Genomic DNA, 12,548 nt, shown 5'->3' with positions numbered 1-12,548 from the left:
ATTTTTTGTAAACAGAGAGTAAAATTACGGGCGCCTGTGCAGTTGCCGTTCTTCGCGTCTGCGGCTGTACAGCGCCAGCAAATCAGGCGGTGCGGGTGATTTCAATAAATAACCGGGAGCTAACTCTGCACATTTCTCCACAGCGGCTTTCAGGTCATAATATACTTCCCACTTGCCTCTGACCAAATCCTTACCGGTCAGACGGAGCAGATAAGCAGGATGATAAGTGGCAATTGCAGGAATGCCATATTTGGTAGTAAACCACCGGCCGCGATCTTTAGTAATACGGGCATTAGGCGACAGCAAATATTTTAACGCCACACTGCCCAGAGCAATGATAATCTTGGGTTGAACCAGCGCCAACTCCTTGTCCAGCCAGGTAAGGGCGCAGAACAGCCCTTCCTCTACCGTTGGTGTCCGGTTATTTCGCGGGCGGCATTTAATAATGTTGGTCGTATAAATTTTATCACGGGTAACGCCGACACTGGTAAGCGCTTTATCCAGAAGCTGGCCGGAAGGCCCTACCAGAGGGACGCCATATTCGTCCTCAACCCCGCCTGGCCCTTCCCCGACAATGGCTAATGGACTGCAAGGAGTACCATTATAGGAGGTGGGGCCGATTGCATCCTGACGCAGGTGGCAGGCGCTGCAAGCCAACAGCGACTGCTCAAGCTGCTCGTGCGTGTCATGGGTCATGATATCACCTCAGTATTCTATTTCGCTTTGCAAAATAAAATTCCTTTGGTACGAAGGAAAATAAAGTTCCCTTAACCCCAACTGACATCTGTATATACGAATATTTATTGTGCCCGATAGTAGGATATAATTATTTTGCCGGCAATATAATTTAATACAGTGTAATAAAACAGCTTGACGCTCTTTACGCTGCCAATTAGAATAGACATAGTTACATAATATTACCTATAACACCTTATGGTGTCTCCTGCAGGCGCTGGGAAGAATGGACCACATCGCAGAAAGGAATTAAGCCCATGAGCATAATTGAAGCGTTTTGTCATGTGATTGGCGAAAGGGACAAATATACAGCCGAGCATAGCAAAAATGTGGCTTGTTTAATGGCTGGTTTCGCTGAATATGCCGAATTGCCTGTTGAAGATGTGACCCTTGCTTATGTTGTCGGTATTGTTCATGATGTGGGAAAAGTCAGTGTTCCTGATCATATTTTAAATAAATCAGGAGACCTGACAGACGCTGAATTTGCAGTTATCAGGCAGCATCCTGACGTTGGGGCTGATATTTTGTCCGAGGTTGAGGGACTGGATAGGATCGCAACAATTGTCCGCCATCATCATGAACGATATGATGGTAAAGGCTATGGTACAGGCCTGGCGGGGGATTCTATCCCTTTTTTTAGCCGCGTACTGGCCATCTGCGACAGTTTCGACGCAATGACAACTGTGCGTTGTTACCGGCGGGAGCCATTTAGTATAGCGAAAGCACTGGAGGAGATCAGCCGGTGTGCCGGTTCGCAATTTGATCCGGTTATAAGCCGGTGTTTTATTGAGTTTATTAATGAGCGTCAAAAGTATAATAATAATTTGGTGGCTGCTCATGCTTAACTTCGCATCTAAACTGCCAGTACTTTACAATTGGTATTGAATAATGTATAATTTTATAATGCATAATAAATAGTATCTCAATATCGTTTGTTGCAATGACAGGGCAGCGCATAATTTGGAGTTTGCAGAGAGCCGGCGTAAGGTGCGAGCCGGTAACGTAATTATGACATCCACCCTATGAGCATGCGGTGATGAGCCGTACGGAACACGCCCGTTATGCGTGCCGAGCGGACTCCGGGAGTCAATCAGGGTGGCAACGCGGGAGAATTATACTCCCGTCCCTATCACAGGGACGGGAGTTTTTTAGTCTACCAGAATTTATAAATAAATTTTGTGGACATAAGAACGACTAAGGCTTCTGCCATCGTCCTAAAGAACTTGGCACAAGCCAAGTCTTATCTTATGTTAAGGAGGAAGATAACCATGTTAGATATCAAATTCGTACGGGATAACTCCGGGGTAATTGAACAGGCGCTGGCTAACCGGGGCGCAGCCATGAGCCTGAATGTGTTTATTAACCGGGAAAAAGAACGGCGGGAATTATTGGCCGAAGTGGAAACACTTAAAAACAAGCGGAATATTGTGTCTCAGGCCATCAGCAAAAAGAAAAAAAATGGGGAAAATGCCGATGATATGATTCTAGAGATGCGTGAGGTGGGCGATTGCATTAGCGCCATTGATGCCAAGGTCAAAGAAGCGGAGTCAGCATTGGCCGCTATTATCATGGGCATTCCCAATGTGCCTCATGTATCGGTGCCTATAGGTAAAAATGAACAGGATAATAAAGAAATTCGCCGCTTTGGTACACCGCGTGATTTTACTTTTACACCGCTTGCCCATTGGGAGCTTGGTGAAAAATTGGGTATTCTTGACTTTGAGCGGGGCGGCAAAGTAACTGGTGCCAGGTTTACTTTTTATAAAGGGCTGGGTTCCCGGCTGGAACGTTCATTAATTAACTTTATGCTCGACCTTCATACCCAAAAACATGGCTATACCGAGTTCTTTCCACCCTTTATAGTTAATGAAGCCAGCATGATTGGCACAGGCCAGCTGCCTAAGTTTGCCCAGGATATGTTTAAGCTGGAAGGCCTTGACTATTATCTTATTCCCACGGCAGAAGTGCCGATCACCAACCTGCATCGCCAGGAAATTCTGGATGCCAAGGAGCTGCCGCTTTATTATACAGCCTACAGCGCATGTTTCCGGGCCGAGGCCGGTGCTGCCGGCCGGGACACCCGGGGGCTTATTCGTCAGCACCAGTTTAACAAAGTAGAGCTGGTTAAATTCAGTCTGCCGGAAGAATCTTACAATGAACTGGAACAGCTGACTCTTAATGCGGAAAAAGTATTGCAGCTGTTAGGCTTGCCGCACAGAACCATGTTATTGTGTTCAGGCGACATGGGATTCTCATCGGCCAAGACCTACGATCTCGAGGTGTGGCTGCCTAGCTTCAACACCTATCGCGAGATTTCATCCTGTTCCAACTTTGAAGATTTCCAGGCCCGGCGGGCAGAGATAAAATTCCGCCGAGAACCCAAGGCCAAACCAGAGTTTGTCCATACCCTGAACGGATCAGGGGTGGCAATTGGCCGGGCGGTTGCCGCTGTTTTGGAAAACTACCAGCAGGAAGACGGTTCAGTTATTGTGCCGGAGGTTTTGCGTCCCTATATGGGGGTAGATATAATCAGGTAAGACCGGGCCCCGGCACTTTTGCTGCTTGAAGTGCCGGGGTTTGCTATTCAGACATTATTAACCGGGACGAGATAAGGGCTTAAAAAGTACATAAGTATTGCAAACAGCAATAAGAGCACAAGATATTTTATCATTTTTTTCTCTCTTTTACATATTTTGTTTTATTTGTTAATTATAACAAATAAAACAAAGTAAATGAAGTTATTGCAAAAATAATGTTGCGATCCTGACGGTTGAATACCTGGTACCGTTACTTTATAAATTAGTAACTATCTGCGGTTACATAGCGTAGACATAAATTATCTTGACTTTTCGTACTGTTAATCATACAATTTAAGTAATTCTATATGGAACAGGCGCCCGATCGGGCTTAAAAGGGAAGCCGGTGCGAATCCGGCACGGTCCCGCCGCTGTAATGGTGAGCCAACTGCAAATGAGCCACTGAAATAGTAACCTATTTTGGGAAGGCGTAGTCCGGCGATGAGCCTAAGTCAGAAGAACTGCCTGTTTGACAATCACCGTTTTCACCCACGCGCGATGGGGAGGGGATTTGCGTCAATACGGCAAATAATCTCTGCCACGCCCGTGCGCGTGACAGAGATTTTATTTTTTAAGGAGTTGTTTAGATTATGGCAGGAATTTTTTACGGCGTCGGTGTAGGACCGGGCGATCCTGAATTACTAACTTTGAAAGCTATTAATGCCATTAAGTCGGCAGATGTAGTCATTGCTCCCCGGACGGAGAAAAAAGACGAAAGTACGGCAATGTCGATTGCCCGTCCGTATATTCAGGAAGGCAGTGAGGTTTTGGAGCTCGTATTTCCCATGAACTATAACGCCCAAGCCCTGTCTGAGGCCTGGGTGAGCAATAAAAGCATAATCCTTGGCTTACTGGATGCTGGCAAGAAAGTTGCGTTCCTGACCCTGGGCGACCCTATGCTTTATAGCACTTATATGTATGTGTATCGGCTGCTGGAAGATTCAGGCCATGAAATTGTTAATATTCCCGGCGTTAATTCGTTTTCGGCGATTGGCAACCGCTTAGGGGTGCCGCTGGCTGAAGGCGGCGATATACTCAGTATCGTACCTGCCACGATTGATGAAAAGCGTCTGGAGCAGGTACTGGCGGTATCTGATAATGTTGTGCTTATGAAAGTATACAAAAATTATACTGAAATTGTCGAAAAACTGCATAAACACGGTATGGTTGAAAACGCTGTTATGGTCTCCAAATGTGGTTTGGAGGGTGAAGAAATAATTCATGATCTGATAACGGCTGGCAGCAAGAAAGTTAACTATTTGTCGACCATTCTTACTAAACGCTCTAAAGTGAGTAAACACGCATTGGCATGAACAGCAGTTCGTTAGCGGCCCTCCTGCGGCGCAAACAGGCTAAGGCCCGTATTGCCGGCTTGGTCCTCCTGGCGGCAACCGTGTTGTTTGCTTTAGCGGCGGTTGGGTTCGGCCGGGCGGATATCAGCATGGCTGATGCGGCTGCCGTTATCTATGGCAAGCTGACTGGCAGCCAGGAAGCCTATAGTTCCATTAACGCTGCCCAGACGGCAATCATCTGGGATATACGCCTGCCGCGGATTCTGGCCGCTATTGCCGTTGGCGGCGGCCTGGCTGTGGCAGGTGTGGTTTTTCAGGCGTTGTTGATGAATCCACTGGCTGATTCCTATACCATGGGGGTATCAACAGGCGCTGCTTTTGGCGCCAGTGTTGCGATCTATCTCAATATATTTGCCCAGGGAGGCCTGCCGGTAACACTGTTTGCTTTTGGCGGCGCCGTTCTTACCCTGTTGATTGTTATGTCAATGGCGCGGGTAAAGGGGTATGTATCGTCGGCAAACCTGATTATTGCCGGGATTATTGTCAGCAGCATCCTGTCGGCAGCAATCAGTATGGTAAAAAGTCTGGCCGGTGAACAGGTATCTGCTATCGTTGCCTGGCTGATTGGCAGCTTAGCGGCTAAAAGCTGGGACCATGTGGTGTATGCCTGGCCATTGATTCTGGCCGCTTGTTTTTTGTGCTATTATCATGCCGGCGATCTCAATATTTTGTCACTGGGTGACCGTGAGGCCCGCAGCCTTGGGGTTAATGCGTCGCGTTTGCGGACAATCCTGTTGGGGGCCGGCGCGCTTATTACGGCGGTATGTGTCGCTATTGGCGGTATTATTGGTTTTGTCGGCCTGATTGTGCCCCATATGGTCAGAATGGTCACTGGTTCCGATAATAAGGCCTTAATTCCGCTATGCGGCCTGACTGGTGGTTTGCTGCTCCTGACAGCTGATACGTTTGGCCGGTCAGTCGGCAATATTGAAATCCCTGTCGGTGTCTTGACAACACTGTTAGGCGGGCCATTTTTTGTATATATATTCAGGCTGCGCAACAAGACGCTTGGGTAGGGGCGTTTATGATGATTAAAGTAGAAAACATACAATTTAATTATGCTGATAAACCGGTGCTGCGTGATATCAGCCTGAGTATCTGCCAAGGTAGTTTTACCGGTATCGTAGGCCCTAATGGCTCGGGTAAAACGACGTTGCTCAATGTTATGACAGGTCAGATGAAGGCCGTTGCCGGCAATATAACAATTAAAGACCGGGATATCACTGCCTATCGGATTGAGGAATTGGCCCGCTATATTGCGATTGTACCGCAAAATATGGAGATTAGATTCCCCTATACCTGTCTGGATATTGTCGGCATGGGCCGTACTCCGTTTAAGGCCAGGCTTCAAGGGCTGAATGACGGAGATTTAAGGATTATTGAGAATGTCATGCGGATTACTAATACGCTTGATTTTGCGGGACGGCTTATTACAGAGCTGAGTGGCGGCGAACGCCAACGGGTATTATTTGCCAAAGCCCTGGCGCAACAGCCGGAAATTCTGTTTTTAGACGAGTCTTTTTCCAATATGGATATTTTTTACAGCATTACCTGTCTCAACCTGCTCAAGGAGCTGTGTGCAGAGCAGGGATTAACAGTGGTGGCCATTATCCATGATCTTAATCTTGCCAGCGTCTTTTGTTCAGACGCTGTTGTTCTTAAGGCTGGCCGGCTGGTTGAGCAGGGGCCGGCGTCAGCCGTACTTACCCCTGCACTTATCCGGGATGTATTTAATATTAAGGTAGTACGTGCAGGCGAGACCGGTCTGGCCGTACTTTCCGACCTGTAAGGGGACGAACTTTGCTGAAGGGGTGAAAAAAGCAATGAAAACTAAATTTTTACGTGTTATTGGCATTGTTATCCTGCTGTTGTCCTTACTTGGCTGTGGCTCCCCTAAACAGCCGGCTGCACCGGATGAAGGCAGCATAAGTATTGTTGACGATTTAAACCAAAAGATCGTTCTTAAACAGCCGGCAAAGCGTATTATTTCTTTGTATTCAGCCCATACGGAAAACCTGCTGGCCCTTGGTCTGGGGCCGGAGATTATTGGTGTCAGTACGGCCGAGTCTGATCCCGCTGCTCAAAATAAGCCGGTATTTGACTATCGCGCCGATCCGGAGAAAGTCCTGGCTGCACAGCCTGACCTCGTTATTATCAGACCGTTTATCAAACAAAGTTATCCGGATTTTATTAAAACCTTAGAGCAGGCGAATATTACCATTGTTTGTCTGTATCCTGAGAAATTCGAGGATTTTGACAGCTATATTCATAAACTGGCTGTATTGACAGGCCGGGAGCAGCAGGCTGCTGACCGTCTGGCTGCTTTTCATAACAAACTTGCAGAGATTGCAGACCGTACAGCTAAGGCGCCTGTTAAAAAGCAGGTCTACTTTGAGTCAACCGCTACTGAGTACCGGACAATTACGCCGGCAAGCACGCCCGGGATCGTCCTTAATCTGGCTGGCGCCATCAATGTAGCTGCCGATGCGGAGGCAATAAAAACTGCCGGCAGCATTGCTGCTTATGGCAGTGAGCGCCTGCTGATGAAGGCCGATGCAATCGACATCTTTCTGGCGCAGCGGGGTCCAATGAATCCCGGGATTACTGTTGACGCAATCAAGCAGCGCCCGGGTTTTGACAAAATCAAGGCAGTGCGGCAGGGTCAGGTCTATATTATAGAAGAGAAACTGGTCTCAAGCCCGACCTTCCGTTTGGCTGAGGGGGTTGAACAACTGGCAACATTGATTTATCCGGAGGTGTTCTGAGTATAATTCATTACTAAAAAATATTATCCAGCCGGTTTACCAGATTTGTACAGACCAGTGATCGCACTTTTATTCGAAGTTACCTGAAAGAGGGGTAGGCAATGCAACAAACACAGCAGCAAATTTGCCGGCAATGTAAAACCGTGTGTGGGCAGGAGGACATACGCTGCCCCCGCTGCCATAAGTTACTGCGGGCTTATTGTGACGGAAAGTGCAGCGAGTGTACAGCAGAAAAGAAGTGTTACGAATGAAACTGCCTCAGAGCAAAAGCTCTGAGGCAGTTTCATTCGTAGCTTATTTAGCTGTATCTGCAGGATCAATGATGGCGATATCGCCTTCTTCACCGGTCCGGATGCGGATCGCATTGGCAATAGGATAAACAAAAATTTTGCCGTCGCCGATTTTACCTGTGCGGCATGCTGTTTTCGCAGCTTCCAGCACCTGCTCCACCGGTACTTCGCAGACAACAATTTCAACCTTAACCTTGGGGACCAAATTAATATTGTATTCCTGGCCGCGATAGACTTCCGTATGTCCTTTGGTCAGGCCGCAGCCATATACCTGAGTAACTGTCATACCGGTAACGCCGATATTGTTCATGGCTGTTTTTAGTTCTTCCAGCTTTTCCGGACGGGTTATAATTTCAATTTTTGTTATTGGTCGCATTCAGCTTCCTCCTAACCCGGTAATCTTATTAAATATAGTGTAAGTCATTCCGCAGGCTTTGGCAACTATTTCCTGTCAGGCGGACATAGCATAAAGCAATAAAAATCTCAGGGATACAGCGCGAGCTGTATTCCTGAGATTTTTAATAGACCGCTAACTTATTTTGGCATATCAGCCGGGTCGACAATGGCGATGTCGCCTTCTTCACCGGTACGGATACGGACCGCATTGGCGATTGGGTAAACAAAAATTTTGCCATCGCCGATTTTACCGGTTTGACAAGCCTGCTTGGCAGCCTCCAGCACTTTTTCCACCGGTACTTCACAAACAACAATTTCGACCTTAACCTTAGGCACGAGATTAATACTATATTCTTTACCGCGATAGACTTCCGTATGTCCTTTGGTCAGGCCGCAGCCATATACCTGAGTAACTGTCATGCCGGTAACCGCAATTTTATTCATAGCTGTCTTAAGCTCTTCCAATTTTTCCGGGCGGGTAATAATCTCAATTTTGGTTATTGGTTTCATGCCGTTTCCTCCTTTATCAACTAAGGCTACACTGAAGTTGTTTTTTTAGCAGCCGTATCCTGGCTGGCTGAGCTAAACCCGATAGGTGAACCAGTCATAAAGTCCTGATAGGCATAACCGCGTTCGCCATGATCAGTGATATCAAGGCCCTGAATTTCCTGGTCGGCGGTAGCACGGATTTGCATGAAGAGGCCAATAACTTTCAGGATGATGAAGGTCATCACTGCAGCCACAACCCAGCTGGCAACAACACCGATAAGCTGGGTTGTGAGCTGGCCGGCGTTGCCGTAGAACAGCCCGTCAGCGCCGCCCGGATTAACTGCGGTAGAGGCAAATAAACCAGTTGCGATTGCCCCCCAGGTACCGCCAATACCATGTATGCCGAAGACATCGAGAGCATCGTCATAGCCCAGTTTCGCTTTCACCACAGCTACTGCCAGGAAGCAAATAATACCTGCGCCAAGACCGATAATTAATGCGGGTATAGGGCTGACAAAACCGGCAGCCGGGGTTATGGCAACAAGACCGGCAATACAACCGGAAACCGCACCAAGGATGGTAGGTTTGCCATGCTGTACCCATTCAGTAAGCACCCAGGAGACGGTGGCGGCAGCAGCCGCAATTTGGGTTACTGCAAAAGCACCGGCCGCAAGGCCGTTGGCGGAGAGGGCGCTGCCGGCATTGAAGCCAAACCAGCCAAACCAGAGCAGGGCGGCACCAAGAACGGTCATTGGCAGATGATGGGGCAATATAACGTCAGTACCATAGCCTTTGCGTTTACCAATCATCAAAGCAATGACCAAACCGGAAACCCCGGAAATAATATGAACGACAGTACCACCAGCGAAGTCAAGGACCCCTAATTCGCCGATCCAGCCGCCGCCCCATACCCAGTGAGCGACCGGGTCATATACAAATGTTGCCCAGGCCAAAGCAAATACAACAAAAGCAGGAAACCGCATACGTTCAGCAAACGCGCCGGTAATAAGAGCTACAGTAAGAACGGCAAACATTCCCTGAAAAATCATGAACGCCTGATGGGGAATTGTTTCAGAATAATCAGGATTCGGGTCCAGGCCAACCCCGCTAAGACCGACCCAGTCTAACGAGCCGATGAAATGGTTAATGTCAGGGCCAAAGGCCAGCGAATAACCAAAAAGAACCCATTGCACAGTTATAAGGCCGAGTATAAAGAAGCTTTGCATGATAGTGCTAAGTGCATTTTTTGTTCTGACCATACCACCATAAAATAGTGCTAAACCAGGAGTCATAAGCATAACAAGAGCAGCGCATATGAGAACAAAAGCAGTGTCGCCGGTATCAATTGCCGACTCAGCGGGCGCGTCGGCGGCAAAAACTACTGGTACCAGGATGAACATTAACAGTAGACACGTAGAAAAAATGGTACACAATTTTTTCATAGGTAATCCCTTCCTTTTAATTAGATTTTCTGAGGTAACAGCCGTTATCTGGAAAATGCATCCCCCCCCCATGGCCAAACAGAAAGCGCCCTATAGGTTCAGAGACCTTTAGGACGCCATTGTCCGGAAAACCAGGTAATTAGACAGAAAGAGCCTTCGCTATAGTCGCGAAGGCTCCATTGCCTAAGTTAATTTCTTATTGTAGTCACTATACCAAATTGGATATACCTGTGTCAAGCAGAATTTCTGAAAACCACAAGAAATGTTTGCTGCTAGTAGAAAAAAGCCCCCTATTGCCGTAAGAGTCTCTCTACCTTGAATAATTGCACAGTCCGTGATATATTATATACGTTAGCTAGATGGGGGTGGACGGGGCCTGGTGGCTCCTGCAGTCTTCAAAACTGTTCGTTGGGCGCTAACCCGTCCAAGGTGGGTTCGATTCCTACACGCTCCCGCCACAGAGGCTTGCGAAGTTCTTGCTGCAGCTGATATTTTACCCGTGAAATTGGCGGGTTTTTTGTGTTGTATAGGGTTTGTGAGGCAGGAAGTCCCATTACAGGGCGATTAAAAAAGCTGACCTCCACCCCAGTTTCCTAGGATTGAGGCCAGTGGACACCTTTGCTGATAAAAACAGAACCCTTTCTGCTCACTTCACAAATGGGTTTGTAAAAATAAGAACAATCGCAATAACCGCAGCGATAATTGGAATTGATTCAATTAAGCCTACCGATATTAACATGGAAACAAGAATAGAGTTTTTCGCTTCAGGCTGGCGAGCAATGCTCTCAACAGCTTTTGCGGTTACCTGTCCGTCACCGGTTGCGGCACCGAATGCTGCCAAGCCAACCACTATTGCAGCGGCAATGACTGAGGCAGAAATGATGATAGCCTGTTCCAAGGTTCTTCCCTCCTTTCATATCCGCATATTTTTGATAAATTTCTAATGGCCAAGGTACTAGTACCTCATCTCCTTTAAAACCAAGGATATTTTGCGCATCTTTTCCCGCACTGCTTCGTTGTCGTCGCCTTGCATATGTCCGATATGCGCGGCCCGCGCAAGTAATAAGAGACCCATCACCTACCGGCCTTATGAAAGCAGATCTTACTGAATCAGTTAGCGTCCTCCGCCTTGCATTGCGAAAAAATTTGCGCAAACTATTCCCTCGATTTTAAGAAAGATGAGGTACTAGTCATGATGGTGAGGGTCTTGTAGTGCACTAGCCAGATAAGACATTGAGAGCATAGTAAAAATTAATGCCTGAATAATACCAACAAACACACTGAAAGCTAACCACAAGGTCGGTACTACGTAAGGAACTAAAATACCCAGAATAATTATTAATATTTCGCCAGCCAGGATGTTGCCGAAAAGACGAAATGATAATGTAACCGGTTTGGCCAATTCTTCCACAACATTAATAGGGAAAAACAGCACATGCGGTTGGAAGAAGTGTTTTAAATAAGACAGCAAGCCCTGGTTTTTTATACCTAAAGCGTGTACCAGAATGAGAACTGCTAACGCTAAGCCAAACGTTGTGTTTATATCATTTGTGGGTGATGTGAATCCAGGCACCAAGCCTAGCCAGTTAGAAACAAGTAAAAATAAGAATAAGGTCATGATGAACGGAGCGAATTTTTTGCCCTTTGACCCCATTGTAGCCTCAATCTGGGTCAGTAACTCTTCAATAATTAATTCCACAAAGTTTCGCCAGCCGCGTGGCACCACTGTCCGCCCTCTACATGCTATCATTGTGCCAACAATAATAATTGCCATAGTAAGCCAAGTCATATACAAAGTATCCAAATGAAACACCGTTCCTGCAAAACTTACCAGCTTATGTCCCCCGATTTCCGTCCCACCATGCCCCATGGTTTGCTACCCCCTGCTTTTTTATGATTTTTACGAGACTCTGCTATTTGTTGCCCAATTAAGCCTATGGCATTTAAAAATAGGATAGCGGGCATTGTGAAAAAGCCTGTTATAAAAGCAGAGTAGCCAATATTTAAGCGATATCCCAAGAAAACAAGTACAACAATTAATAACCCAAACCGTGCCATCCAGCCCCAGCGTATGTAGGAGGGTGCTTTTTCTTTCGGCAGAATGATCAGTCGTTCAATTTGATAATATAAGTGAAAGAAGTATACAACACCTGTAAGCAGTCCCATAATTAGTCCTGCAACCGGAACAAAGCCGCCATAAATATACGCTGTGCCGCAAAGCAGCAGGCCAACGAGTCCAATGTGCAGCAATATATCCTTAACGCTAAATTGATGGTTTTTCATCTTGCCGGCTATTGCCTTCCCACCTTTTAATTGAATTTTTGTAAATATTCCCCCTTGGTAGTGAGTCACTTGATTCCTTAACGCCCAATAATAATATTTTCCTATAAAGTATTGCAAGTTCTGTTCCAACCGGAAAACCCAGTAAACTCGGGCATGGCTCCTCATAATTGCTGCAGAATGCAGCAAAGAGCCTGTTGCATTTTGCAATGCGACAGGCTCT

General features: G+C 46.9%; 13 protein-coding genes, 1 tRNA gene and 1 riboswitch. Of the genes, 7 read left to right on the top strand and 7 right to left on the bottom strand.

All coding sequences use genetic code 11. From position 1 onward, the window contains the following. Window positions 1-24: 24 nt before the first annotated feature. Window positions 25-696 carry a uracil-DNA glycosylase gene (locus tag ACZ481_RS25100; protein WP_464768070.1) on the bottom strand — a complete coding sequence of 224 codons (672 nt, stop codon included), beginning with the start codon at window positions 694-696 and terminating at the stop codon, window positions 25-27. A gap of 296 nt (window positions 697-992) precedes the next feature. Here ACZ481_RS25100 and ACZ481_RS25095 point away from each other — a divergent pair, with 296 nt between their 5' ends. The 6 genes from ACZ481_RS25095 to ACZ481_RS25070 all read left to right on the top strand — a co-directional run bounded on the left by ACZ481_RS25095 (window position 993) and on the right by ACZ481_RS25070 (window position 7,428). Then, the gene (locus tag ACZ481_RS25095) at window positions 993-1,580 is read left to right on the top strand and encodes an HD-GYP domain-containing protein (RefSeq protein WP_464768069.1); all 588 of its coding nucleotides are present in this window, start codon (window positions 993-995) and stop codon (window positions 1,578-1,580) included. A gap of 423 nt (window positions 1,581-2,003) precedes the next feature. Then, a complete protein-coding gene (gene serS, locus ACZ481_RS25090) occupies window positions 2,004-3,272 on the top strand; it encodes a serine--tRNA ligase (protein ID WP_464768068.1) in 1,269 nt (422 codons plus the stop codon). Window positions 3,273-3,609: 337 nt separating this feature from the next. Further along, window positions 3,610-3,794, top strand: a riboswitch (cobalamin riboswitch). Between the two features lie 107 nt (window positions 3,795-3,901). Next, window positions 3,902-4,624 (top strand): precorrin-2 C(20)-methyltransferase, encoded by a 723-nt coding sequence (gene cobI, locus ACZ481_RS25085; RefSeq protein WP_464768067.1) that lies wholly within the window; start codon window positions 3,902-3,904, stop codon window positions 4,622-4,624. Then, window positions 4,621-5,679: a FecCD family ABC transporter permease gene (locus tag ACZ481_RS25080; RefSeq protein ID WP_464768066.1), complete on the top strand. Its 1,059-nt coding sequence runs from the start codon at window positions 4,621-4,623 to the stop codon at window positions 5,677-5,679. Before cobI ends, ACZ481_RS25080 begins: the two co-directional genes overlap by 4 nt. An 8-nt stretch (window positions 5,680-5,687) precedes the next feature. Beyond that, window positions 5,688-6,452, top strand: coding sequence for an ABC transporter ATP-binding protein (locus ACZ481_RS25075; protein WP_464768065.1), 765 nt, complete (start codon window positions 5,688-5,690; stop codon window positions 6,450-6,452). Between the two features lie 34 nt (window positions 6,453-6,486). Continuing rightward, on the top strand, window positions 6,487-7,428 hold the full coding sequence (locus tag ACZ481_RS25070; protein WP_464768064.1) for an ABC transporter substrate-binding protein: 942 nt from the start codon (window positions 6,487-6,489) through the stop codon (window positions 7,426-7,428). Window positions 7,429-7,722: 294 nt separating this feature from the next. Here ACZ481_RS25070 and ACZ481_RS25065 read toward each other — a convergent pair whose 3' ends face one another. The 3 genes from ACZ481_RS25065 to ACZ481_RS25055 form a co-directional block, all read right to left on the bottom strand. Beyond that, window positions 7,723-8,094 carry a P-II family nitrogen regulator gene (locus ACZ481_RS25065; protein WP_464768063.1) on the bottom strand — a complete coding sequence of 124 codons (372 nt, stop codon included), beginning with the start codon at window positions 8,092-8,094 and terminating at the stop codon, window positions 7,723-7,725. A gap of 158 nt (window positions 8,095-8,252) precedes the next feature. Further along, window positions 8,253-8,624, bottom strand: coding sequence for a P-II family nitrogen regulator (locus tag ACZ481_RS25060; RefSeq protein ID WP_464768062.1), 372 nt, complete (start codon window positions 8,622-8,624; stop codon window positions 8,253-8,255). Between the two features lie 26 nt (window positions 8,625-8,650). Further along, window positions 8,651-10,045 (bottom strand): ammonium transporter, encoded by a 1,395-nt coding sequence (locus ACZ481_RS25055; protein WP_464768061.1) that lies wholly within the window; start codon window positions 10,043-10,045, stop codon window positions 8,651-8,653. Between the two features lie 361 nt (window positions 10,046-10,406). On the opposite strand from ACZ481_RS25055, the gene ACZ481_RS25050 reads away from it, so the two are divergent. Further along, a tRNA-Sec gene (locus tag ACZ481_RS25050) sits at window positions 10,407-10,503 on the top strand. A 188-nt stretch (window positions 10,504-10,691) separates the two neighbouring features. On the opposite strand, the gene atpE is transcribed toward ACZ481_RS25050, so the two are convergent. The 3 genes from atpE to ACZ481_RS25035 all read right to left on the bottom strand — a co-directional run bounded on the left by atpE (window position 10,692) and on the right by ACZ481_RS25035 (window position 12,535). Continuing rightward, window positions 10,692-10,943: a F0F1 ATP synthase subunit C gene (gene atpE / locus ACZ481_RS25045; protein WP_464768060.1), complete on the bottom strand. Its 252-nt coding sequence runs from the start codon at window positions 10,941-10,943 to the stop codon at window positions 10,692-10,694. 288 nt (window positions 10,944-11,231) lie between these two features. Further along, window positions 11,232-11,915, bottom strand: a complete 684-nt coding sequence (gene atpB / locus ACZ481_RS25040; protein WP_464768059.1) for a F0F1 ATP synthase subunit A — start codon at window positions 11,913-11,915, stop codon at window positions 11,232-11,234. After that, window positions 11,873-12,535 carry a hypothetical protein gene (locus tag ACZ481_RS25035; RefSeq protein WP_464768058.1) on the bottom strand — a complete coding sequence of 221 codons (663 nt, stop codon included), beginning with the start codon at window positions 12,533-12,535 and terminating at the stop codon, window positions 11,873-11,875. The genes atpB and ACZ481_RS25035 overlap by 43 nt, the downstream gene beginning before the upstream one ends. Window positions 12,536-12,548: the final 13 nt, after the last annotated feature.

The organism is Sporomusa intestinalis, from assembly GCF_055383785.1.
Note: the sequence above shows the minus strand (reverse complement) of the source record. Positions and strands in the feature narration are given on the sequence as shown.